General features: G+C 45.9%; 16 protein-coding genes. 15 read left to right on the plus strand and 1 reads right to left on the minus strand.

Going from position 1 to position 24,664, the window contains the following annotated elements:
- The first annotated feature begins 3 nt into the window (after nucleotides 1–3).
- The 12 genes from ACZ42W_RS02185 (at nucleotide 4) to ACZ42W_RS02240 (ending at nucleotide 13,027) form a co-directional block, all read left to right on the plus strand.
- Complete coding sequence (locus tag ACZ42W_RS02185; protein WP_464168110.1) at nucleotides 4–1,437, plus strand: glycosyltransferase family protein; 1,434 nt, start codon at nucleotides 4–6, stop codon at nucleotides 1,435–1,437.
- A gap of 14 nt (nucleotides 1,438–1,451) precedes the next feature.
- Nucleotides 1,452–2,666 (plus strand): glycosyltransferase family 4 protein, encoded by a 1,215-nt coding sequence (locus ACZ42W_RS02190; RefSeq protein ID WP_464168112.1) that lies wholly within the window; start codon nucleotides 1,452–1,454, stop codon nucleotides 2,664–2,666.
- 25 nt (nucleotides 2,667–2,691) lie between these two features.
- Complete coding sequence (locus ACZ42W_RS02195; RefSeq protein ID WP_464168114.1) at nucleotides 2,692–3,774, plus strand: glycosyltransferase; 1,083 nt, start codon at nucleotides 2,692–2,694, stop codon at nucleotides 3,772–3,774.
- 142 nt (nucleotides 3,775–3,916) lie between these two features.
- A complete protein-coding gene (locus tag ACZ42W_RS02200) occupies nucleotides 3,917–4,591 on the plus strand; it encodes a sugar transferase (RefSeq protein ID WP_464168116.1) in 675 nt (224 codons plus the stop codon).
- Between the two features lie 492 nt (nucleotides 4,592–5,083).
- Nucleotides 5,084–5,320 (plus strand): D-alanine--poly(phosphoribitol) ligase subunit 2, encoded by a 237-nt coding sequence (gene dltC, locus ACZ42W_RS02205; RefSeq protein ID WP_464168118.1) that lies wholly within the window; start codon nucleotides 5,084–5,086, stop codon nucleotides 5,318–5,320.
- Nucleotides 5,317–6,555 carry a D-alanyl-lipoteichoic acid biosynthesis protein DltD gene (dltD, locus tag ACZ42W_RS02210; protein ID WP_464168120.1) on the plus strand — a complete coding sequence of 413 codons (1,239 nt, stop codon included), beginning with the start codon at nucleotides 5,317–5,319 and terminating at the stop codon, nucleotides 6,553–6,555. The genes dltC and dltD (ACZ42W_RS02210) overlap by 4 nt, the downstream gene beginning before the upstream one ends.
- 148 nt (nucleotides 6,556–6,703) lie before the next feature.
- Entirely contained in the window at nucleotides 6,704–8,284 is a 1,581-nt protein-coding gene (dltA, locus tag ACZ42W_RS02215; RefSeq protein WP_464168122.1) for a D-alanine--poly(phosphoribitol) ligase subunit DltA, read from the plus strand.
- The gene (dltB, locus tag ACZ42W_RS02220; protein WP_464168124.1) at nucleotides 8,281–9,462 is read left to right on the plus strand and encodes a D-alanyl-lipoteichoic acid biosynthesis protein DltB; all 1,182 of its coding nucleotides are present in this window, start codon (nucleotides 8,281–8,283) and stop codon (nucleotides 9,460–9,462) included. Before dltA ends, dltB begins: the two co-directional genes overlap by 4 nt.
- A gap of 247 nt (nucleotides 9,463–9,709) precedes the next feature.
- The gene (gene dltD, locus ACZ42W_RS02225; RefSeq protein WP_464168125.1) at nucleotides 9,710–10,990 is read left to right on the plus strand and encodes a D-alanyl-lipoteichoic acid biosynthesis protein DltD; all 1,281 of its coding nucleotides are present in this window, start codon (nucleotides 9,710–9,712) and stop codon (nucleotides 10,988–10,990) included.
- A 49-nt stretch (nucleotides 10,991–11,039) separates the two neighbouring features.
- A complete protein-coding gene (gene dltD, locus ACZ42W_RS02230; RefSeq protein WP_464168126.1) occupies nucleotides 11,040–12,242 on the plus strand; it encodes a D-alanyl-lipoteichoic acid biosynthesis protein DltD in 1,203 nt (400 codons plus the stop codon).
- Nucleotides 12,243–12,432: 190 nt separating this feature from the next.
- The gene (locus tag ACZ42W_RS02235; protein ID WP_464168127.1) at nucleotides 12,433–12,741 is read left to right on the plus strand and encodes an AbrB/MazE/SpoVT family DNA-binding domain-containing protein; all 309 of its coding nucleotides are present in this window, start codon (nucleotides 12,433–12,435) and stop codon (nucleotides 12,739–12,741) included.
- Complete coding sequence (locus ACZ42W_RS02240) at nucleotides 12,731–13,027, plus strand: cytotoxin (RefSeq protein WP_464168129.1); 297 nt, start codon at nucleotides 12,731–12,733, stop codon at nucleotides 13,025–13,027. Before ACZ42W_RS02235 ends, ACZ42W_RS02240 begins: the two co-directional genes overlap by 11 nt.
- A gap of 150 nt (nucleotides 13,028–13,177) precedes the next feature.
- Here the strand turns inward: ACZ42W_RS02240 and ACZ42W_RS02245 are convergent, their stop codons facing one another.
- Nucleotides 13,178–15,253, minus strand: a complete 2,076-nt coding sequence (locus ACZ42W_RS02245) for a cell wall-binding repeat-containing protein (RefSeq protein ID WP_464168131.1) — start codon at nucleotides 15,251–15,253, stop codon at nucleotides 13,178–13,180.
- 277 nt (nucleotides 15,254–15,530) lie between these two features.
- Here ACZ42W_RS02245 and ACZ42W_RS02250 point away from each other — a divergent pair, with 277 nt between their 5' ends.
- The 3 genes from ACZ42W_RS02250 (at nucleotide 15,531) to ACZ42W_RS02260 (ending at nucleotide 24,333) form a co-directional block, all read left to right on the plus strand.
- On the plus strand, nucleotides 15,531–18,221 hold the full coding sequence (locus ACZ42W_RS02250; protein WP_464168133.1) for a S8 family serine peptidase: 2,691 nt from the start codon (nucleotides 15,531–15,533) through the stop codon (nucleotides 18,219–18,221).
- Nucleotides 18,222–18,333: 112 nt separating this feature from the next.
- Nucleotides 18,334–19,959: an N-acetylmuramoyl-L-alanine amidase gene (locus ACZ42W_RS02255; RefSeq protein WP_464168135.1), complete on the plus strand. Its 1,626-nt coding sequence runs from the start codon at nucleotides 18,334–18,336 to the stop codon at nucleotides 19,957–19,959.
- A 492-nt stretch (nucleotides 19,960–20,451) separates the two neighbouring features.
- Entirely contained in the window at nucleotides 20,452–24,333 is a 3,882-nt protein-coding gene (locus ACZ42W_RS02260; protein ID WP_464168137.1) for a cell wall-binding repeat-containing protein, read from the plus strand.
- Nucleotides 24,334–24,664: the final 331 nt, after the last annotated feature.

Consider the following 24,664-nt stretch of genomic DNA (forward strand, 5'->3'; position numbering starts at 1 on the left):
GGAATGAAAAAGGCACTGGTTATCGCATACTTCTTTCCTCCTCTCGGTGGAAGCGGAGTGCAGAGAACCTTAAAATTTGTAAAGTACCTTCCCATGTCTGGGATTCTACCCGTCGTCAGCACGGTTAGTAGTGGACATAACTTTGCCTATGATGAGAGTCTACTCGAAGAAATCCCGCATGAGGTGAAGGTCTACCGATCCTCAAGTCTTGAGACTCTTTGGTTGCGGGAGGCCTTAGAAAAAATTGCTTCACTTCGGGGTTCAAAGAAAACCGAGGTAGATTCGAAGGAAGAATCTAAGGCAGATATCAAGGAGGATTCCAAGGAAGATGCGAGTGCAATTGTTGCAATGGAGGATACCAAAGCACCTTCCGCAAGCATAGCAACCCCGGTAACTCAAGAACCCTCCGGACCCTCCGGACCCTCCGAACCACCACGAAGATCCCTCAAACAACGCGTGTTTGACTTTATCGATAATTACCTCTTCATCCCGGATTCCAAGGTGCGCTGGCTCCCCTTTGGGTTTCTCAAGTCCTTGCAGGTCGCACGCCGGGAGCAGGTGGATTATATTTTCTCATCCTCCTACCCGTATACCGTTCATCTGATAGCACTTTTAGTCCATAAATTTTACCGTAAACCCTGGATTGCAGATTTCCGGGATCCGTGGGTCGGAAATAAAGCCATGCAGAAGGAGCTGCCTTTTCGGAAAAACCTTGATGCCTGGCTAGAACGTAAAGTGGTGGAAAACGCAAGCTACCTCCTGAATGTTACTCCAGCACTTACGGAGATGTACAAGAATCGCTATCCGGAATATGCCTATAAGATGATTACTATCACCAATGGCTTTGATCCAGCAGATTTTCAGGAGATTACCGAGATTCCGCAAGAAAAGTTTACTCTTATTCACACCGGAATTATCGCGGAAAACTATGATATGGAGACCTTCACAGAAGGGGTGGAGCGTTTCTTAACAAGGCATCTGGAGGCAAGAAGTAACTTCCAGTCTCTTTTCATCGGGTACGTCCCGCCTCAGTACGAGGAGCGAATGAAGAACCGTCTTCAGGACACCGTTGTTTTTAAACCCTATATGCGGCATAAGGATGTGCTTAATTACCTAGCCGGTGCTCAGCTACAGTTTATGACGTTTGACCGGAGCGTGGATATCGCTTATTCTGGGAAGCTCTTTGATTACATTGGGATAGGAAAACCCATCTTAGGGCTGTTACCTGAAGGAATCGCCGCGAAGCTTATCCGCGAGCGTGAGTTAGGAAGGGTCGTTACCCTTGAGGATCCTGAAGGACTTGCCCAGGCGATCAGTGTGTATTATGAGGCGTGGCTCGCTCAGGATTCGAAAGTTTTCGAGACCGGTTCGAGAGAGCGTTGTTCCGAGTTTAGCCGTGTGAATCTAGCCCAGCAGCTTGCAGCACTTTTTCAGTAAAAGGAGATCTTGGTGTGCGTATTCTTATGTTGACCCAGTATTTCCCGCCCGAGACCGGAGCAGCCCAGGTTCGTTTGTTTGAAGTTGCCAAGGCCATCCGGGATCAGGGACATCAGATTGAAGTAGTCACAGCCTTTCCAAACTATCCGAATGGCGTGATTCCACCCGAATATCAGGGAAAGTTTTATATGCGAGAGGATCTTGATGGAATTCCCTTGTACCGAACGTGGATTTATCCTGTCCAGCGCGGGAAGTTCTGGAAGCGTTTACTGAACTATTTCTCGTTTGTCTTCTCAGCCCTTTACGGAGTTTTAAAAGCCGGGAAAGCGGATTATGTGTTCGTCGAATCCCCTCCGCTTTTTATCGGGTTTACCACACTGTTTACGAAGTGGGTCAAAGGAGCCAAGGTTATTTTTAATGTGTCTGACCTTTGGCCTGAATCCGCGGTCTCCTTGGAACTCGTCACGAATAAGCAGTTGATAGCCATGGCGGAAAGCCTTGAGCGGACGATGTATAAGTCCTCTTGGAAAATCTCCACGCAGACTGAAGGGATCATTGATTCTCTAAAAAGTAGGGGAATCCCTGAGGGAAAGATGGTCTTTCTCCCCAACGGAGTAGACCCCGATCTCTTTACACCGCATGAGCCAGATGCAGAACTCGTAGAGAAGCTTAAGCTTCAAGGAAAATATGTCATTCTCTACGCAGGAACGATGGGTTATGCCCATGGTTTAGAAGTGGCCTTGCAAGCTGCGGAACTCCTCGAGAAAAGTGAACCAGACATTGTGTTCCTCTTTGTCGGGGACGGGTCAGAAAAACCACGCTTAGTGGAGATGGCCCGAGAGGAGCAGCTTTCCAATGTGCGCTGGGTTGATTTTCAGCCCATCACCGTGATGCATCGCTATTATAGTTTATCGAGTCTTAACCTATCCACCCTAAGGCGTTACAAGCTCTCTGAAGGGGTTCGACCCTCAAAGGTCTTCCCAGGACTCGCAAGCGCTAAACCGATCATCTATGTCGGTGAAGGCGAAGGCGCAAGGATCGTGGAAGAGAGCGGCGGAGGAGTCGTTATCCCGCCAGAAGAGCCTGAACTCCTGGTCCAAGCGATTCTTAATCTGAAGAAGGACCCCGAGTCCTGTCAGGCAATGGGGGTCAAAGGACGGGAATTCGTAATTAAGCATTACTCTTGGAAAGCCATCGTCTCGCGTTGGCTGAAGGATCTAGGACTTTAGAAAATCACGAAAGGAGGAAACTGAAATGCCGAAGCTCTGTCTACTCGCGAACGCTGCAAGCCCCCACACCCAGAAATGGGCGATTGAGCTATCCCACCGGGGATGGGCTGTTGAGCTAATCAGTTTTCTTCCTGCTGAGATTCCTAATGTTCCAGTCCATGTCGTACCGAAAGCTTTAGGCGGGAAAATCGACTTCATCCTGAGGATCCGTTGGGTGGAGAGTAAAGTTAGGGAGCTTCGACCAGATTTGGTGCATGCCCACTATGCGACCAGCTTTGGTTTCCTTGGGGCACTATCGGGAGAACACCCGTTTATCCTTTCTGCCTGGGGAAGTGACATCTTCTCCTTCCCACGCAAATCCGCGTTCCACCGCTATCTACTCCAGTGGATTCTAGGTAAAGCCGACTTTCTCTGCTCGACGAGTCATGTTATGGCCGAGGAGATGGAAATCTATCTGGAAGAGAAAAAGGATATAGAAGTGATCCCCTTCGGGGTGGATGTCGAACTATTTTCCCCACCGAAGAACGAAGATACTGCCTCGCCAGGAAAAATCGTTTTTGGAGTTGCGAAATATTTGCAGCCAGTCTACGGCTTAGACCTTCTTTTAAAAGCCTTTGCTCTCTTAGAGGAGAAAGAGCCCGGACGTGCCCTTTTACGGATCGCAGGTGCAGGGCCCGAGCTTTGGAAGCTCCAGGCACTCGCAGGGAGGCTGGGAATAGCAGACAAGGTCGAATGGATCGGTGCCATCCCCAATTCTGAAGTTGCGGAGTTCTATCGTAGCCTTGATGTCGTAGTTGTTCCCTCCCGTAAGGAAAGCTTTGGAGTCACAGCAGTGGAGGGTTCCGCCTGTGAGCGTCCTATCATTGCAAGCCGAGTCGGAGGACTTCCGGAGGTCGTGAAAGATCAAGTAACAGGCCTCATGGTAGAACCCGAAAACGTGGACTCCCTAGCCCAAGCGATGGAGTATCTTATAGAACATCCAGAAGAGAGACGTCGAATGGGGAGAGCCGGGCGGGATTTTATCCTCGAACATTATGACTGGAAAAATAATGTGACCCAGATGGAGCGAGTCTACCATGCCCAGCTTGCTACGAGACGCAGAACCTGAGAGTTAGATTATAACCGCACAGCCTCACTCCTAATACATACTGAAGATACATACCTGAGTATCGAATCAGAAGTCAGACACTCAATCTAGGGGTCTAGAATATATCATACCAACATATCTAAAGTACGAGGAGGTGATCAAGATGGTACAGAACTCAGCCGCACGAGAATCCATAAGTCAGCCAGGAAAAGAGTACCCTATCACATACTCACGCTGGCAGTTGCTAGCGAAGCGGGTGCTTGACCTCTTCGTATCCTTCGTCTTGCTCATCTTGCTCTCGCCCTTACTCCTCTTTATCGCACTCTGGATTCGGATGGACTCCTCAGGTCCAATCATCTTCAAGCAGACCCGTATCGGTCTTCATGGCAAGCCCTATACCATCTATAAATTCAGGACGATGGTGACGAATGCAGATGAGATCATGAAAGCGAAGTTGGCTAAGTTAGAAAGCTTAGAGAATTTCACCTTTCAGGAAAAAGATGACCCACGGATTACACCAAGTGGTCGCTTCTTACGTAAACTGAGCTTTGATGAGCTGCCACAGCTTTTGAATATCTTGATAGGGAACATGAGTTTAGTTGGGCCACGACCCGAAGTTCCGGATATCGTGAAGCACTACACCACTGAGCAGCACAGACGATTGAATCTTTTACCCGGTGTCACAGGGCTAGCTCAAGTTAACGGAAGAAGCGAGTTGACCTTAGCTGAGACAATGTCATACGACTTAGAGTATGTTCATCGCTGGAGCTTTTGGCTTGACCTCCAAATCCTTTGGAAAACTGTATTTGTTGTGCTTACCGGTAAAGGGGCATACTAAATGCGTAAGCCATACTAGGAATTAGAGATACTAGGCAATTATGTTAAGGTTATTCAGACCAGCTCAATGTATGAAAGAGTATGGTCTTTAACTTTCATTAATCGTAGATGCATATAAGTCGAAAAACGAGCAATTAGATAGTATAATAAAGAACTAACAGAGCGAAGAACTAATAGCACGAAGAACTTATAAGCAATCAATATGGCACATAAAAGTACATAATGAGCCTATGAGCAGGCGAGCTGCATTGCGGAGAGAATCTTTTAGGCCGAAGAGCGAGGGGAGCGCCGGAGACGTAGCGTGAAGCCGAGCTACGGTTCACATCAGGTATTACCCAGAGGTTCAGCGAGGTAGCGAAGACGACTAGCGATGCCTACGGCCGAATGCTCCCTCGCATTCGAGCTCTGAACCTATAGATGAACGGAGCAATGCAGCTCGCCGCCGACCCAGATAAAAAGACCCTAAAAAATACTAAATACTAGGAGGATCACTATGATACGCGAAGTCATTCTAAACCAACTAGCAGAGATCACCGGAGAAGACGAAATCAAGAGGAATCCAGATATCGAGCTCTTTAACGGTTTACTTGATTCCTTCGGGATAATCCAATTATTTGTAGCGATTCAAGAGGAACTAGATATCGATGTCGCTCCCACCGAAGTAGATCGCGAGATGTGGTCTACTCCAAATAAGATTATAGCGTACCTTGAGGAGCGCTTCGGCAAATGATCAGACGAAGTTTGGGGCCAGTCATCGTGGCACTCATTCTCTTCTTTCTCACCCTGTCCTCTCTCGAACCAATAACTAGGGCAGTTCTCGATCGATTCTACTTTAGACCAGGTGTCGTGCAAGCAGCCGGATCCTCACAAACCCCGATCGCTTTTCAGGGAGTGGTTCTCCAAGAAAAAGCGCTGACCACTCCTGATATTTTGCCCCTCTACGGATCTTCGGAGTTTTCCGCTGAGTCAGAATTCCATCCCTGGAAGGTCTTTGATGGAAAACCAACGGGGTTTGTTCCTTTTCTGGTTGGGCGGGGTGGGAGCCAGAGCTTGGTCCATAGTCTAAGCTTGGCAGCTCAAGGGGATACTCTGAAAGAGAAAAAGGTTGCAGTTATACTTTCTTCACAGTGGTTTGTCCCTCAAGGGATCACAACCGAATATTTAGCGCAAAATTTTTCTCCCTTACAGGCCTATCAGATACTTTATGATGATACCTTATCATCCCAGATCAGAGGACAGATTATTGCCCGCTTGCTAGAGTACCCGGAAGTGTTGAAGAGTTACCCGACGCTTGAGAGGAATCTTCGTCATTACGGAGACAGCGGACTTAGAAGCTGGGTAGAGGCCCCCTATACGGCGGTCTATCGAGTGGCGGGGTGGACTGAACTCCAGGCACTCGTGCTTCGAGATGCGATGGAAACGGCTCAATTTTTACCTTTATTAAAAGAAGATGTTGTCAATCGAAATGCAGATACCGTAAACGTGAATTGGGAGGCGGGGACAAGCTCCTTAGATTGGGCGAAGCTTCGGAAAGCAGCCGAGCAACGGGGAAAAGAACTTACAAGAAACAATTCCTTCCATGTGATGGATTCTTATTATACAAAGTATATTGCCCCAGACCTTAAGAAAAGTAAGGGATCTTCTGAAGGATTAAGTCTTTACCCCTCACCAGAGTATCAAGATTTACAAATCTTGATGGATGTGCTTAACGAAAAGGATGCGGAAGCTCTCTTTATCATTGTTCCGACTAATGGGAAGTGGTATGACTATATCTCCTTTTCTCAAAAAGAGCGAAAAGCGTATTATGCACGGGTTAACGATATGATTCAAAAGAACGGCTTTGAAGTGGCGGATTTTTCCGGACATGAATATGAACCCTATTTTCTGCAAGATATCATGCATCTAGGGTGGAAGGGATGGGTGTACGTCGATGAAGCATTGGACAAGTTTTATCACAAAGGGTAAAGAGTGGAGTCCGACCGCTCGGTGGTTTGGACGGGTATTTTATTACTACTTCATTTTAATGGCACTTTTCATTCTTTATTTTGTTCAGAAACAGCACGTACCAGCACCCTATATCTATAACAACTTCTAAAAGCGAGTGGGGACGATTATGCTAAGAGAAATCATCGACCAGTGGGCAGTTGAGTGCCCACAACGCATTGCTCATCAGCACCGAGAGCAGGCTTTAACCTATTCGGAGTTAAAGCAGTTCTCTGATGCACTTGCAGTATGGATTCATGAGAAATTAGGGGAAGAGCAGGAAGCCCACTCTCCTATTGTTGTCTATGGTCATAAAGAAAATGAAATGCTTGTAGCCTTCTTGGCGTGTATTAAATCCGGGCATCCCTATGTCCCCGTGGATACCACAGTTCCCCTTGAAAGGGTACGCCAGATTATTGAAGCCTCTGGAGCGAAGCTTCTTCTTTCCCCGCAGGAAGTCCCTGAAGGGTTAAGGAAAGAGGGATTAGTCGTTCAGGAAAAGCTATCGATCCACCGGTCTGATAGAAGATATCTTGGACAAGCACCAGCCCTGGAGTGGCAGGTGGGTCAAGAGGATGTCTACTATATCATCTATACCTCAGGAAGTACGGGCACGCCTAAGGGGGTTCAAATTACCCTGGGGGCTCTTGAGAGTTATTTAAACTGGGTCAATACGGCCTATAACCCGATCGCGAAGAAGGAAGTCTTCCTAAACCAAGCTCCTTTCTCGTTTGACCTCTCGGTCATGGATCTTTACATGTCTTTAAGCACCGGAGGAACCCTCTGGAGCATAGATAAAGCGGAAATTGCCAACCTTCGAGAGGCATTTCAGTCTTTCTCACGCTCAGGCGTAACCATTTGGGTTTCTACTCCTTCGTTTGCGGAGATCTGCCTCATGGATAAAAGCTTTAACGCGACACTCCTACCAGAGCTGAAGCATTTTCTCTTTTGTGGAGAGGTCTTACTCCATGACACAGCAGCGAAGCTTATCGAGCGGTTCCCGGGAGCGAAGGTTGAAAATCTCTACGGTCCGACAGAAGCTACTGTGGCAGTAACGACCGTTACGGTCACTCCAGATATTTTAGCGACCTATAATCCGCTACCCGTCGGACAAGCCAAGCCCGATGCCCAAGTCCTCATTTGCGATTCAGAGGCCTTGGATCAAGCCATGCAGGAGGCTGAGTTGAAACATGCCCCACAGAACCTGCCAAACGGAGAGCGGGGAGAAATCATCATTGCTGGCCCGAACGTCAGCATAGGGTATCTCAATAACCCGGAGCAAACCCGTAAAGCTTTCTTCTCCTGGCAGGATGAAGCCGGGACAATTTGGCAAGCTTACCGGACAGGAGATGCAGGAGCCTTCAAGGGTGAGCAGCTCTTCTTTTATGGTCGGTTAGATTTTCAGGTCAAGCTGCATGGTTACCGAATTGAGCTTGGAGACATAGAAGAGAATCTCAGAAAGCTTCCTGAGGTAGAGAATGCCGTTGTTCTTCCCATCGAGAAGCAGGGCAAGGTCGAATACTTGCAAGCCTTCCTGACAACTACAGAAACCGTGACAGAAGAATTCAAGACATCCCAAGCCCTCAAGGAAGCACTACGTCAGAGCCTTCCAGACTACATGATTCCAAGACGATTCACCTATGTTCAGACCATGCCTATGACCCCGAACGGTAAAGTCGATCGAAGGGCTCTTCTGGGAGGGATCCGATGATTCCTTATGAGAATTTCTCCTTCTTCGCCTTGATGCTCGTTCCCTTAGTTACTGCAGTGCTTCTAGGACTCTTAGGGGTTTCCGGGCGAATCCGAGCCATATGGCTTATCGTTGCTACCCTTTTGATGCTCTGGGTGGTTTATCGGCCCGTCATCGCGCTAGCTCAGGTGGTTACCTATTTCCTTTGGGGCTACATCCTCGTCCGAGGTTTTCTGGCCTTTAGGCAGAGTGAAAAGGGTAAGGATAAGAAAACCCTTCAGCGAGTGTATCTGCTAGCAGTTCTAGCCAGCATTTTACCCCTTGTCTTAGTTAAGCTGAATCCGGTTTTTAGCGCGACTGGGATATTGAGCACCCCCATCGGGTTCTTAGGGATTTCTTATTTAACCTTTCGGACCACTGGAACCGTGATTGAAATCCGCGATGGTCTCATCAAAGAAGTAAAATTCCTTGATTTTATGCTTTATATTTTATTCTTCCCCACCCTAGCCTCTGGCCCAATCGACCGTTATCGGCGCTTCGTCGAGGATTTAACCAAGCCGCCTTCCAGAACGGACTACTTAGGCTTAATTGGTGAGGGAATTGATCTCATCTTCCGAGGGTTGCTTTATAAGTTCATCATCGCGTACCTCATTAATAAGTACGCCTTAGCGCCTTTAACTCAAGTCTCAGGATTTGTCGCAACGATTAAGTATATGTATGCCTATAGCTTTTATCTCTTCTTTGACTTCGCTGGATATAGTGCCTTTGCGGTCGGAACGAGTTACCTTCTTGGGATTAAGACCCCTCAGAACTTTAACAAACCGTTCCTCTCGAAGAACATTAAGGATTTTTGGAATCGTTGGCATATGTCACTATCCTTCTGGTTCCGAGATTACATCTACATGCGTTTCGTCCTAGATTCCGCTAAGAAAAAGCGCTTTAAGAATCGCTATGCCTCCGCTTATATCGGCTATCTTCTCTTATTTGGTATCATGGGAATCTGGCATGGGACCCAGCTTCAATATATTGCTTATGGTTTCTATCACGCGGCAATCATGATTGGCTATGACTGGTTAGAGCGGCAGAATAAGAGCAAACACTTCTGGGGTGAAGGTCGGGTCTGGGATGCGTTAGCTACAGTCGTCACCGCACACTTTGTCTTCTTTGGCTTCCTCATTTTCTCCGGTCGACTCGGGTAAGACCAGACTTTTTCATGAAACTTATAGCTAAGTGATGCACTATTATCATGATTGAACGTACAAAAAGGATGTCTCGAGTGAATCCACCAAAATGAGGTTCACCAGAGGCATCCTTTAATTTTATGTAGTTTAACAACATTCTTAATTTTCCAGTTGATTATTAAAGAATTCGCGGTAATATAGAAGTGTCCCTAAATTTCGATAAACTTAGACAATAAATTTTAAAAAATAAAGGAGGGAGATTTCAATGTCCCTCGAACTTCAAATTATAAAACCAGAGAAGAAGTATGTTTCGGAAAGAATAAGCAAATTGGGTCACTTCCTAAGTCATCCGCTTTGCATTTTTCTTTTTACGATCCTTCTTTTTGTGCTTAGTATCACTTTTCTTATCCGAGGTATGAAAGCTTGGACAGAAAACGTTGATTTAAAGCCCGGTGTGGTCAAGGCGATGGGAGTCAACCCACATTTTGATACCTTCCAAGGTTTACTCCTTCAGCAGAAGGCCTTTAGTACCCCAGGGGTACTCCCTATGTATGGATCGTCTGAGATGTCTATGATTAAGGATTATCACCCGGCTAAAGTACTAACTCCTGAGACAGGAGTGACTCCGTTCCTGGTCGGAAAGGGAGGAACCCAGACCATCATCCATGTATTGAATTTTGCTTCCCTTAAGGACTTAGAGGGGAAGAAGGTTGCTATCTTTTTAACCCCCCAATGGTATGCAAAAGGGGGTATACCCCAATCCTTCTTTGAGGGAAATTTCTCAGCCCTGCAGGCCTATCAGATACTTTATAATTCAAAGCTTTCGCCAAGGCTTAAGCGTCAGATAGCGGAACGAATTCTTAAGTTTCCAGGAGCCTATACTGATTATCCACATCTTAAGAAGCTGCTATCAGATGAATTGGAATCGGGCTATAGGGTTGAAGCGGATCGTACCTTGAATTGGGTCCCTGCTCATATGGAATACGCTGCTTTAGAAATCCGGGACATCGTTAAGACGGAATGGCATCTAAGAAGACTTTCGCAAAAAACTATAAATGACTATTCCTCTCAAGACACCTCTGTCCAACCCGTGGCATGGGACAAGCTCCGTGAAGAAGCTCAGGTCGAAGGGATGAATTCCACGACGAATAACCCCTTCGGTATGGATAATACCTTCTATCAAGACAATATTCTCCCCAAGCTTCAGGAAAAGAAGGATACGGATAAGAATGATTCACTGTCCACTTCACCAGAGTATGATGATTTGACGCTTTTAATTCAGGTGCTTAAGGAAAAAAAGGTCAAGCCCTTATTTGTAATCATCCCAATGAATGGGCGATGGTATGATTACACTGGCTTACAGCGCTCAGAACGAGAAGAGTGTTATACCAAGCTTGATACTCTAATTAAGGAAGGAGGTTATCCTGTAGCGGATTTTTCCTCTCATGAGTACGACGATTATTATCTAAGGGATCCCTGGCATCTTGCCTGGAAGGGCTGGGTCGATGTGGATCAGAAGTTATACGAGTTCTATAAGGAAAACTAGGTCTAAGAATGAAGTGTATAGAGATAAGTAAGCTTGCGGGGGAGTAAAAGTGAAAGTACGGCGCTTTGGCCCAATGGTTATCGCGATTGTTTTGTTCGCGTTAACCGTCTTTTTTATGAGGCCACTTACTGAAAGCATAATCGATAATGTCTGGTTAAAAGATCCTGAGAATATCGAGGCCGTTGGTCTCAACCCTGAACCTGAAGTGCTGTACGGGAGCATACTCCAATCCAAAGCGATTAGGACCGACGGAATTGTGCCCTTCTACGGCTCCTCTGAGCTCGGGACCGGATTTGAGTTTAACCCTACAAAAGTATTTGCCAACAAACCAACGGGCTTTACCCCGTTTATCGTGGGCAGAGGGTCTGTCCAATCCTTAGTCAACGTCTTAAACCTTGCATCCCAAGATGGCCTAAAGGGGAAAAAGCTAGTCTTTACCTTCTCCCCCGACTGGTTTGCCGCAAAAAATGGACTTGCCTCAGAACGCTTAGCGATGAACTCTTCACCACTTCATGTCTATCAGGTCATCTTAGATCCTAAGCTTCCTCGAGATATAAAGAAGGAAATCGCACAGAGAGTGCTTGAAGTTCCAGAGGTCATCAAGGACTATCCAGATTTGAAGCTTCTCCTTGAAACCTATCTGTCGGAGGACTGGGGTTCTACGGCGAAGAGAGTGGGGCTCTGGCCCTTAGCCGAAGTGAAGCTCGCAGCTCTGGAAATCCAGGATGCCAGGCAGGTTCAGCCCCTTCTCCAAAAGGCGAAGCAAAAGGCAAAGGGACACCCAGAAGGATCTACCCCGACAGATCCTAGAGTAGCTTGGGATAAACTTCTCGATCGTTCCGTTCATCGAGGGCAAGACCTCATCACGAATGACTTGAATATCCTTGATTCAAGCTATGCCTCCCACGCAGAATACGGAAAGAAGGGCTCCTGGAAGAATCTGAAGCTCTACCCTTCAAAGGAGTATCAAGACTTTGAGCTTTTGTTACGTATATTAGAAGATAAAGGGGCAGAGCCGTTATTTGTACTCATTCCCGCCAATGGAAGATGGGCAGATTATGCTGATTTTCCAGTCGGAGAGCGGAAGGCCTACTATCAGAGAGTTCGTGGCATGATTCAAGATCATGGCTTTCAGATTGCCGACTTTTCCGATAAAGAATACGAAAAGTATTTTATGCAGGACCCTTGGCACATCGGTTTAAAGGGATGGGCGGAAGTGAATAAGGCTATCGATGCATTTGTGAACTCCTAAACTCAATGATTCTACATTTCATATCTCGCACACACAGAAATGACCGAGGGCTTTGCGCCTTCGGTCATTTCTACGTACTTATGCTAGCAGGGGAGAGGCTTCTATATGAAAAACAATTTTATACTAGAATTCAAACGAACGTGTTATACTATGTTTACAGAACTTCTGAATTTCAGATGGAGGGACAAGAATGCAAACTGCAGCAAAAAGGAAATCATACGGCTTAGTACGTTTGGGAAAACGCTCTGTTCTTACCCTTGGAGCAGACTTAACACGGGAATTGCGTTTATCGGATGGTGATCTATTTGAGCTTTGCGTACAGGACGGAAAAATAATTTTAGAACCCAAAAAGGTTATCCCCGCAAATCAGGAATGGTTTTGGACAGAAGAATGGCAAGCAGGGGAGCGCGAAGCTCAAGCTGAGATTGATGCAGGGTTAACAAAACGTGCTAATTCTGCAAAAGAACTCATGGAGGAACTAATGAAAGATGACGATTGAGCATTCAATAATCTTTGATTGGACTCCTCGCTTTAAACGGGCTTTTAAAAAGATACCAAAACAAGCACAACTCCTTTTTGGGGATAAGATCGCACAATTTGAAGACGATTGGCGGCATCCATCACTAAGAGTTAAGCGTATAGAAGGAACAGAAGGGATATGGGAAGCTAGTGTGAACATGAGTATCCGTTTTACCTTCAGTTGGCTTAAGGATGGACAGGGAAACGAGATCTGCCAGCTTCGTAACATCGGAGATCACGATCATTGTCTGAGGCCACCGTTCTAATAGGGGATTGAAATTAAGCCCAGAACAACAAAATTTAATTCGGAACAATGAAGAAACCTTAGCCAACAGATAGGCTAAGGTTTCTTCATTCTATTCGTAATTTAGATTCTTCATTTTCCTGGTAACTAAGTTAGTATCGACAGAAGAATCCTAACGTAGATGTTGTCTTAGTATGGGATAAATAATCTTAGCGGTATCATCGTCATTTACCCATCCCATTGCCCATGGGCCAACTCCAGCAAGTCCAAATTCTTCGAGTAAAGAGAGTTTAGCATTCCAGCTCTTGCTATCATCAAAATATACTGTATGCCCAACACCTTTGCTGTCGGTATATTTAAACGTAGGAGTACCCACTGAATCGGTCACAGGGTTTGATTTTTCGTAAGAAATATCTGCTTTATATAGCTGTAAGGTTTCAACAGCCTTGGAATACCCATAAGCTGTTGAATCATATAGATCATTTCCATCCTTATCTTTTCCTGTAGTGACCCAATCTCGGCCATAGTAAGGGATTCCCATCAAGACCTTTTTCATATCGACGCCCTCACCTTTAACATAATTGAGAACTTGCCTAATCCAGGGTAAGGGTGCGATAGGTCCGGGAGCGGAAGTTCTATAGTGATTATCATAGGTCATTACATGGAGATAATCGACGTATTGTGATAAATCATGGTAATTATATTCATCTAACCAATATTGACTAGATGAGCTTCGTGCCATAACGGCCATGATTACAATTTTATTTTGAGGCTTTAGCTGAGTATATAATGACTTCATGAACTCAGTAAGATCTTTTTCTACGCTATCATCTAGCAACTCAAAATCAACGACAACTCCGTCTGAATTTGTGTTTTTAACTAGGGAAATGATTTGAGCAATTAGCTTCTCTCTTGCAGCAGGATCTTTAAGCATGGTGTCTATTTCTGAGCCACTTCCATTGACCAGCGGTACAACTTTTAAGCCAAGTCCATGTGCCATATTAACCAACTGGGTGTAGTTAGGTGAAGCACTATCCCACACGAGTTCAAGTGTACCGTCTGCACTAATGGATTTTCTCCAGTTTGGGGATACGTAGTCCACATAGTCGGTCGTTTTGTTTGGAATCCGGGACAGCTGTTGAATATAAGCGTTGAGGCTTGAGTAACCATCCCAATACTGTAGAGAAATTCGTGGGCTTACAGAGCCCGTTCGAATCATACTTTCAAGACCGTAGCTTATCACTCCCCAACCTCCGAGCATCGTGAAAGAGGAGCCGCCTAAGCGCCGGGTACTGAGATAGCCCATGCTATCCGTACTTAAATCCTGTTTCGGGACAAGGACGATCGGGTTGTTTTGCTTTGCTGCGAGCACTGCACCAGCGAGTGCATCCGGGAAGTCCTCACCTGTGGCAACATAGATGGAATCAGAGGAATAGCTCAATGTATTTAACACCTTGAGATTTGTTTCATAGCGGTCAAGACCTGCGAGGCGACCTACGGTGTATTTCTCTTTTAAAAGCGTTTCTACCTTGGGTTCAATAACCCCTTCTCCCCCAATTAGGGTGATTTTCGTTACGCCAAGGGTTTGAAGTGCGTTAAGGGTTACCTCAGGGACACTCCCTGCATCGGTTAGGAGAAGGGGGATCCCCTTCGCAGCCGCATAGGAGGAGATACTTAAGGCATCGGCGAAGGACTCTCCAGCAGCAAGGAAAGCTTCAGTCGAGCTGGGGACTCCTTTTAAAGCGATTTTCGCAGCCGTTTCATAGCGATCTTCGCCCTTTAAGCGTTCGACAGTGAGGTTGTTTTTCGTCAGTGTCGCTTCTACTGCACTGGAAACGGCACCTGTTCCACCCAAGATATAGACTTTAGTAGCTTTTAGACGTTGGATCTCAGCCAGGACTCCCTCGGTTAATTGCCCCGTCTCAGTCAGAAGAAGGGGACCATTTGCTTGAGAACTCTTAGCTAAGACTGCACCAGCAAGGGCATCCGGAAAATCATCCCCTCGGGCAAGAACAACCGTACCGGCTTGTGTCCAACCCGCTTGGGAAACCTGAAGGGCGGTATCATAACGCGAAGTCCCAGCAAGACGAAAGGCTTGAGGGGCAAGTGTATCCGCGTAAACCTCATTCGTATGACCTACCGGAAGAACGGAATTTGAGAAAAAAAGGGTAAAAGTAGTTAAGGTCGCAATAAGCGTGGCTGTGACTTTTTTGGGGAGCCGAGATTGGGTATTCAATCGTTTCAGCATGTCCATCTCCTTTACTTTGATAGTAGCATCTTTGCATACTTCGCCAGAATTAGGTAGATTCCTTCCAATTTGCTGTAAAAAGCAAGTAGTAGTTTGTCGAAAAAGGAAATAAGCCTGCTGGGGCGAATTTAAATCTTAAATTAAGATAGGATGTCTTAATTCTAAAGGAATTAGATCGAAAGAAATACAAGAAAAAAAAGGAAGGCAAAAATGCCTACATTTAATGATACGAAAACAAAGTTCTCTTTTGATGGGGATAAGGGAGGAAATGCTTAAGATGATAAATAGGAACGCGAGGGTTATAAGCGTAGGGGTGATTCTAACACTGCTCTTCGGTATGAGTACCGTACCTAAGCACACTCAGCTTGAAGCAAGCGGGTATGAAGAGAGGGAAAACAGCAAGGTATCTGAGAATAAGGTAGCCACGGCAACCCAAGTGAATCCCGCCTATGTCAAGGAGGAAATAGAATCAACGGAGAAGTTAATAACCTCCGAGGAAGCTAATCCGTCTGAGAAGTCAGGGCTTATATCAGATCTTTCAAATCGATTCGTTGTAAAGCTTGCTCAAGGGACATCACCTGAGGAGATTGCCGAGAGCATCCATGCTGAAATCCTGCGGAAGGGACCGCTTGACTATATAACGCTAGCTGTACCTTCCGGGCAATTGAACGAAGCCATCAAAGCTCTCGGAAGAACTCCGGGAGTATTAAGCGTAAACCCCGCGCAGAAGATTAAGACCGCAGAGGTCACAAGCCCACAGGTAACAGACTCTCACTATTCAGAGCAGTGGGGACTAAGCAAGGCTGAGGTTCAGAGGGCTTGGGGACTTGGTGCGACAGGCGCAGGGATCACAATCGCGACCATTGATACAGGTGTAGATGTGAATCATCCTGATCTGAAGAATAATCTTGTCGAAGGATATAACGCTATCACCGGAAAAACGGGGCTCTCCGCCGTACAGGATAATAATGGGCATGGGACGCACGTGGCTGGGATTGCTGCAGCAGGACTAAACGGAGAAGGAATCGTCGGAGTTGCTTATCAGGCGAAGCTTATGCCAATTAAAGCAATGAATCGCTTGGGAGAAGGAACCGATGATGTCGTTGCAGACGGAATCATCTGGGCGGCGAATCATGGGGCACAGATCATTAACTTAAGCATCGGGGCTAATGAGGAAACCAATATTCTGAGAGACGCGATTCAGTACGCTCAAGCGAAAGGAGCCTTGCTTATAGCAGCTGCAGGGAATAAAGAAGAAAGTAGTTCAGTTGCTTCTATAACCTTTCCAGCGGCTGAGTCTGGAGTTCTGGCCGTTACTGCAACAGATAGTAGAGATCAACTGGCCTCCTTTTCCGTAACTGGGCCACAGGCTGGATTAGCGGCCCCTGGAGTGAATATCATCAGTGATTATTGGCAGAATCGTTCAGGCTATGCCTCGACAGATGGGACCTCCATGGCTTCTCCCTTTGTGTCTGGTACAGCTGCACTCGTCTGGGGTCTTCATCCGGAACTCAATGCAGAGCAAGTAAAGATTCTCCTTGAGAATTCAGCCCTGGATCTCGGGGGAGCCGGACGTGATTCAGACTACGGTTTTGGACGAGTCAATGCGTATTGGGCGGTGAGGTTTGCAGAAAAGCTCGAAGATGTTCCATCACCGGCTAATTTAACCTGGGTAGGGGGAAGGGTGCAAAGCGAAACGGGACAAGCCTCAAGCACGACGGCAAAATTAACGATCCCGCCCAGAGCATTTGGAACAGATCCAGAAAAACGTGTCTCAGTTCAACTCACTGCTCTCCAAGAAGTACCTGATTTTCCTCAAGAGATTATCTCGGCAGGGGACGGAATCTTAGCTAAGTGGGATAGCTTGAGTCAGAAAAGCTTAAGTTTAACCGTCTTACTTAAGTCGGATCAGGTCTCAGGGAGCAAAAATCTATCGCAGGGCGATAACCAATTAGCCTATCTTTATCACTGGACCGGATCACGCTGGCTCAAGATAGGAGGGGGAATCGGATTAGCTGAGATGTCTCAAGGGGTTACAGCAGGAATTTCAGAACCTGGGATTTATCGGGTCGGCTTCGAAGCCCTTCCTGAAGATAATCGGATTGCCGGAGAAGACCGGATTCAGACCGCTGTGCAGATTTCACAGGCCAATTTTTCGACGGGGGCAGATACCGTCCTCTTCGCACGTTCCGATGACTTCCCGGACACTTTAGCAGGAGCACCCTTGGCCTATAAATATCATGCACCGATTCTCCTGACAGAGGTCACTGCTTTACCAGATTCTGTACTGCAAGAGCTGAAGCGGCTTAACCCTAAGAGGATTATCCTCTTAGGAGGGACGGGTGCTGTCTCTACATCCGTGGAAGCCAGGCTTCAAGCGCTTGCCCCTGTACAACGCATAGGAGGAGCAAATCGCTACGCGACCGCTTCGGGAATCGCCAAAGAGCTTGGCATGATCGGAGAAGCGGTCCTTGTAAATGGGAACAATTATCCAGATGCCATCACCATGGCCGCAGTGGCAGCGCAAAGAGGAATCCCGATTCTTTTGACAGAGTCTAACGCTATACCCGCTGAGACGGACACCACTCTTAAGAAGTTCTCCGTGAGTCAGACGGAAATCATCGGTGGAGAAGGTGTTATCTCCTCCGTAATCTTCAGAAGCCTTCCCAGCCCTACCCGCCTCTCTGGGACCGACCGCTATGCCACTTCCGCAGCGGTGCTTAAGGCGTATCCTCCCGAGGGCAGCCTTGTCTTTCTCGCTACAGGAGAAAACTTCCCGGATGCTTTAACGGGAGGAGTCGTCGCAGCCCTTAATAACTCGCGAATCGTCCTTGTTCCCCCCGAAGGAACCAGTGCTAAGCAACGTGAGGTTATTGATCCCTGGAGTGGGAAAAGTTCCTTTGTTTTCGGAGGGAATAGCATTGTCCCAGAGGATATAATCAGACAAGTGCAGGTTTTGATCCAGTAAAGTAATAAGAACCCTGTTAGGATTTCCCACTCAAGGACAGAAGATTTTTGCAGGATTTGCCTGAACCATGTCGAAACCCATAAAGAAAACCTAAGAAAAAGGAGGGATATCAGTGTGGCAACGAAAAGTTAAATGGGGTTTCTTACTTGCGGCATTCATAGGCTTTTGGTTAACGAGCCAAGCCATTACGCAAGCAGCTCCATTAACAGCCCAGGTGACACGACTCTACGGACCAACACGAATCGAAACTGCCATTCGGATTTCCCAAGAAGGGTGGACGAACGCCCAAACGGTCTTGCTCGCAAGAGCCGATGATTTTCCGGACTCCCTGGTCTCAGTGCCCCTATCTAAGCGCCTTGATGCACCGATCCTACTTACTTACCCAGAAGAACTCGATGCAACCGTTCTTAAGGAGCTAGAACGCCTCGGAACAAAGCATGTCATCCTGCTCGGTGGGGCCGGGGTAATGGGAGAAGAAATTACTACCCCTCTTGAGAACGCGAATCTAACGTGGGAAAGAATCGGGGGAAAAGACCGTTATGATACTGCCGTTCAGGTCGCAGAGCGCCTGGGCGGAAATGGACAAGTCATTCTTACAAATGGGCAAAACTTCCCGGATGCTTTAGCCATCGGGCCGTATGCAGGTTTCACAGAAACTCCGATTCTACTCACAGACTCAAATGAACTTCCCGAAGTTACTCGGGATACATTAGAAGCCTACGGTGCTTATAAGCTCAATAATGGGGGAGAAGCCGTCGCCAAAACCTATGTCATCGGTGGAGAAGGAGCGGTATCTCCAGAAGTCGTTCAAGGGTTAAGCGGCATTACACGAATTTCCGGCAAGGACCGTTATGAGACTGCTGCGCGGGTCCAATGGTTTGCCCAAGAAAAACTGAAAGGGCAGACACAGGCAGGCACGTTACAGAAGCTTTTTCTCGTTACAGGCCAAAATTTTCCCGATGCCTTAGTTGCTGGAGCGCTTGCAGTGAAGCAAAATGCCTTTCTCTTTATGTCTGAGAAGGATGAACTCCCTGTGATGACCTACTCCGCCATGGGGAATGCCGGCGATAAGCTTTGGGTCGTGATGGTCGGAAGTCAAGCCATTCTTTCCGAACAAGTTCAAGGTATGGTCGAGGGGAGAATTATCCCGCCCTATCTCCTAGCAGGAGTAACGGTTGTCCTCGATCCGGGCCACGGCGGGAAAGATACAGGTGCCATCGGTGCGACCGGTTCATATGAAAAGAACAATACCTTGCCGACAGCCCTTTACGCTGCTGATTTACTAAGGCAAGCGGGTGCAAAGGTTATCTTGACCCGAACCAGTGACTCTCCTCCTTCCGGTGAGGCCTACACAGAATTAAAAGATTTACAAACTCGCGTAGACATTGCGAATCAGAATAAGGCCGATATTTACGTCAGTATACATAATGATTCCTTTTCTAATCCAGAGGCTGGGGGAGTAACGACCTACATATCCGAGGATAACCCACAGATGGATAAGGCAAAAGCCTTAGCAAACGCTGTCCAGAAAGAAGTCATTAAGCAGGTGGGATTACAAGATCGCAATGTAAAAAGTGCGAATTTTTACGTGATCAAAAATACGAATATGCCTGCTATTCTGGTTGAACTGGGCTTTGTTTCCAATCCAACAGAAGAAAAGCTCGTCGCAACCAGTGATTTTCAGAAGAAAGCAGCCATGGGGATTTACCGCGGAGTCCTGATTAACCAAGGGTTCTAAGGCCATACTCAGGAAAGGTTCAGGGAAAATTAATAAATTCTTAATCCGAATTCCATAGAAAGGTATGGAAAAAGTCAGGCTTTTTCGGTATACTTAATCTCGCATTCAATTTTGTTATAGCTATGCTTCCAAAGATTATAAAATATTTTTGGGCAGTAGCAGGAATATTACTTCCTCTGCAGAATAGTTATAACGAGTGTAGAAACTGATATAGGTTTCTACATTACAATGCGTCTAAAGGGTAAGCCACCCGCGAGGCTCAGGCCTCTCTGGGGGGGACGCCCCCGTAAAAGGGGTGGGGTGCCTTTAGATATTGCGCAATGTCTAAAGATTTGCGGCTTATTTAAGGGGGGTGGAAGATCAAACACTTTTTCACCTTAGGTGAGGATACGGGTAACATACATACTGTTTCTAATTAAAAAGTACACATGAAACCCGCAACTCCGAAGACACAATTTTAGTTCCACATGAAAGAGAGGAGAAATTCACTACATGAAAAAGACGAAAAAAGCTTTAGCATCTTTAGCTATCGCTGGTATGGTACTCTCCATGGCACCGATGAGCGTTTTCGCTGCCGATGCTACAACTAGACTCTCAGGCGCAGATCGCGTTGCAACTGCAATTGCAGTTGCTGCCAATGGCTGGGCAGCAGGTTCTGACAGCGTAATCGTTGTTTCTGCTGACGATGCTAACATCGTTGATGCTTTGGCTGCAGCTCCTTTAGCTGGCCAACTCAATGCTCCTATCCTCGTAACCTACAAAGATGCTTTGGATGCTCAAGTTCAACAAAAAATTGTTGATCTCAAAGCTAAAAACGTATACGCAATCGGTGCTTTAAGTGACGCAACTGTTGCTTCCTTAAAAGCTATTTCTGGCGTAACCGTTGAGCAACTTCAAGGTGCTGACCGTACGGAAACTGCTGCTAAAGTTACAGCAAAATTGAGCAAAGTCAATGGATCCTTTGTTGTTGCTTATGACGGCAAAGCGGATGCACTGTCTGCTGCTTCTTTTGCTGCTGCAAACGGCTATTCCATCGTCATTGCTAATCCAGACGGTACAATTCCTACTAACGAAACAGTTGTTGCCCCGACTTACTCCGTTGGTGGCCAAGTAACCGTTGCTGGCGCTACAGCTCTTGCTGGTGCTGACCGCTACGCTACTAACGCTGCAGTTGTTAACGGATTGACCTATAACTATGACAAAGTCTATGTTGCTAACGGCGAATCCCTCGTCGATGCACTTGCTGGTGCTCCTTTAGCTGCTAAGACCAAATCCCCAATCGTTCTTGCTGATGCTACTCAAGCAGTTACCGCAGCTAATGATAACCTGACTTCTTCTAGTCAAGTAATTGCATTAGGTGGCGTTGGTGCAGTTAGCGATACAGTTCTTGGGAAAGTTGCTTATCAAGCTCCTGCTACATTAGCAGTTGAGAGTGTAAGTGCTATTAACCTCGCAAAAGTCGTTGTAGTATTCAACCAAGCAGTAGATGAAGATTCTGCTGAAGTTGCTGGAAACTATGATGGAATCCCTGTTGTAGCTGCAGAGTTACAATCCGATGGTAAAACTGTCAATCTGTATATCAACAATAAATCAGATGAAACAGTTGCTGGTCTTGACAACTTTGAAGACTACGATGTAACTATTTCTGGTGTGAAAACCGTTGATGGAGTTGAGATGGATGAAGCATCCTTCGAAATTTCAACAAAGGATACAACAGTACCAGTAATTAGCTCTGTAGTTGCAAAAGGAAGTAAGTATGTTACAGTAAGCTTCAGTGAAGCAGTTAAAAATGCTGTTGTCAATGATGCTACTGACTATACTAACTTTGAATTAGATGGCGATCCTGTTGCTGTAGCTGATGTAGCTGCTTCCATGGGTACATCTGGTCAAACTATGACACTGAAGTTTGTTAATGCGATTACCGCTGGTAAACACACATTAACATTGATTCAACCGGCTAATGCGACTGCAGTTCAAGACTATGCAGGTTATAAAGTACCACCTGCAGAGTATGAATTCACAGTTACAAACGACTTCGCAGCTCCTTCAGTATCTAGCGTTAAGGTTATTGATCAGTCTAAAGTACAAGTTGTATTCTCTGAAGGTATGAACATCAATTCTACTGACGGAAATATTCAGGAGAAAGATTTCTACTGGAATACAACTGGTAGTGCGTCAAACACTGCGAAGTACAGCGATGATATTTCTAAAGTGAGTGACACTACTTGGGAAATCAGCTTCACTGATAATGCACTTGATACTGGAAAAGTCTACTTCTTTGCTAAAAATGTTGAAGATTTCTCTGGTAACAAATTAGCTGGTAATGTAGATGTTAATACCTACAAAACCGAGTTAACAGTTGCTGCAAATGAAGCTCCTAAAGTTACTGGTGTTACAGTAGAGAGTGACTCTGAATTAACAGTTAAGTTCTCTACATCAATGGATGAGGATACTGCAAACGATACAGACAATTATGTCTTAAAAGATGAAGATGGAGATGTCATCGACATCAACTCTGCTACATTAGTAGATGATGAAGTAACTCTCTTATTCGATGCTCTGTCTGGTGGAAAGTACACACTAGAAGTCTCAGGCGTTGAAGATGTAATTGGTACGGAGATGGCAAGTGCTCAAACTTACACTCTCAATATCACAGATACAACGCAACCAAGTGATGTTACAGCAGTAGCTACTTGGCAGGATGATTCAATCGTAATTGCATTTGACGAGGAAATGGCTGTTTCCGGTGATTATGCAATAGATAATAAGGACAACTACAAATTCCGCGGAAATGATCTTCCAGCTGGAACAGACCTTACAGTGCTTGATGGTGGTAAGAAAGTAAGAATTACCTTCCCGTCCTCTATTACCCTCAGTGCTGCAGATTCAATTGATATTGGATACTTTGATGCAAGTAAGGTATATACAGTAGCAGATTCTTCTGGTAATTTGTATACACCTGACACACTCGCAATTGGTGCAGAGCAACCAGCATTAAATATCAATACCGCTGGAACAACAGTTAAAGTTAACAGTTCTACGGAAGTTGAACTGACATTAGCTTCTTCCCTACCTGGATTTGATGAAGTAGTAGCAAGTGATTTCGTACTTGTAATTGGCACTAACACTTATGATGTTGTGACTGCCGAATTAGATGCTGACGATGATACCAATAAGACAGTATTTTTGACGATTGATGATGCTGATCACGAAATCGCTGCTGGAGAAACTGTTTACGTCAAGGTTCTTGATCTAAATCCAGCAGAATCTACTGACCTATACGGTATCGCAATTACAGACAATGTCATGACCCCAGCTGCTTCGACAAACGCAATCAGCCCTGTACTTGACGGTGCAGTAATTGTTTCTAACGATGTAATCGCTGTGAGCTTTGATGCTACTATTGCTAATGCTAGCTTTACCAACCTCAAAGGAGACTTAGTTATCACCCAAGGAGACAATACATGGACTGGTAATGACTTCTCCACAGTTGGATCTTCTTACGCTGCTGGAACTGTATCTGGTACAACTGATACCAAGACAGTCTACCTACAACTCGCTAGTAGTTCTGACAACTTCTTTGACGTTGCTGCTGATGCGACTATCAAAACTGTTGGCGAAGACTTCATTGATACCTTAGGTTCTAATGGTGGCGACTTAGCTGCTAATACCACAGGTATTACGACAAATTCGATGGCTCCAGTATCCTTAGCATTCGCAACTGACACCTTTACAGTTAATTTCAATCGTGCAATTGACTTCAAGACGGTTAAGGATGTTACTTGGACGACTCTGACAGCAACAGCAGATGTTGATGCCGATGGTGTAATGACATTTGATGGTGTGAACATTGGTGAAATCAAAGGCTTCACCACAGTTGCTCCTGTTAGCAATATCCCGGTTACGATTGCTAAAGTTGGTAACTATGGATTAGCGATTACAATTGGAGCTAATACAAATGGTGATTATGATGGAACAGCTAATATGACATTTGTTGCTTCCACCAAGATCAAGTCTACAAGCGGTGTTTCTGCTTCTGATGCTGTAACAGCAGTCTGCGCTACGAGTGCAGCAGGTGCTACTTTTGCAGTTGATAAGGCAGCTCCTGCTGCTCCGACAGCGACACTCACTGCTAATACGATTGTATTAGCGGGTGAAGCTGGTGCTACAATTAAGTATACTGTAGCAGCAGCCGCTACACTTCAAGCTGATGTGCTTGCAACTGGAACTGCATATACAGTAGCTCTCACACCTGCTGATGTTACTGATACATTCCACGTATCAGTTGTAGTAACTGATGCAGCTGGTAACACAACTTATAAAGATTTTGTTGTTACAGAAGCTGTCGCAGGAACAATCACAGCTGTAAACTAATTAGCAACCTCAGACCTAGGCTCGGGGGGAACTTCCCAGAGAATCTCCCCCGGGATCGTACCCCCTCAGGGTTCGACAATAGTTACAAAGAGATTCGATTGCCCCCAGGGTAATCGAATCTCTTTCTATCATTGAGAATGGTAAGCGCTCACGATAAGGGTAAGCGTCTAGTAAAACGTAAGCGTCTAATAGGTTCTTTCCAGCTTTAGTTGAATTTACAGCACTAAAGTGGTATAGATTTACAATTAAAACTGACCACTGATTTACGAATAGAATTGACCACTTTCGAAATAGACATTATCCTTCTTTCAGGGTGTTGAAAGGAGGAAAA

The sequence above is a fragment of the Desulfitobacterium elongatum genome (assembly GCF_055378975.1).

Excerpts from the sequence above, each read along its gene's own strand:
- ACZ42W_RS02185 (WP_464168110.1), top strand. The coding sequence starts at position 4 with ATGAAAAAGGCACTGGTTATCGCATACTTCTTTCCTCCTCTCGGTGGA.
- dltD (WP_464168125.1), top strand. The coding sequence starts at position 9,710 with ATGTCCCTCGAACTTCAAATTATAAAACCAGAGAAGAAGTATGTTTCG.
- ACZ42W_RS02200 (WP_464168116.1), top strand. The coding sequence starts at position 3,917 with ATGGTACAGAACTCAGCCGCACGAGAATCCATAAGTCAGCCAGGAAAA.
- dltA (WP_464168122.1), top strand. The coding sequence starts at position 6,704 with ATGCTAAGAGAAATCATCGACCAGTGGGCAGTTGAGTGCCCACAACGC.
- ACZ42W_RS02260 (WP_464168137.1), top strand. The coding sequence starts at position 20,452 with ATGAAAAAGACGAAAAAAGCTTTAGCATCTTTAGCTATCGCTGGTATG.
- dltD (WP_464168120.1), top strand. The coding sequence starts at position 5,317 with ATGATCAGACGAAGTTTGGGGCCAGTCATCGTGGCACTCATTCTCTTC.
- dltC (WP_464168118.1), top strand. The coding sequence starts at position 5,084 with ATGATACGCGAAGTCATTCTAAACCAACTAGCAGAGATCACCGGAGAA.
- ACZ42W_RS02240 (WP_464168129.1), top strand. The coding sequence starts at position 12,731 with ATGACGATTGAGCATTCAATAATCTTTGATTGGACTCCTCGCTTTAAA.
- dltB (WP_464168124.1), top strand. The coding sequence starts at position 8,281 with ATGATTCCTTATGAGAATTTCTCCTTCTTCGCCTTGATGCTCGTTCCC.
- ACZ42W_RS02250 (WP_464168133.1), top strand. The coding sequence starts at position 15,531 with ATGATAAATAGGAACGCGAGGGTTATAAGCGTAGGGGTGATTCTAACA.
- ACZ42W_RS02235 (WP_464168127.1), top strand. The coding sequence starts at position 12,433 with ATGCAAACTGCAGCAAAAAGGAAATCATACGGCTTAGTACGTTTGGGA.
- ACZ42W_RS02245 (WP_464168131.1), bottom strand. The coding sequence starts at position 15,253 with ATGCTGAAACGATTGAATACCCAATCTCGGCTCCCCAAAAAAGTCACA.
- ACZ42W_RS02195 (WP_464168114.1), top strand. The coding sequence starts at position 2,692 with ATGCCGAAGCTCTGTCTACTCGCGAACGCTGCAAGCCCCCACACCCAG.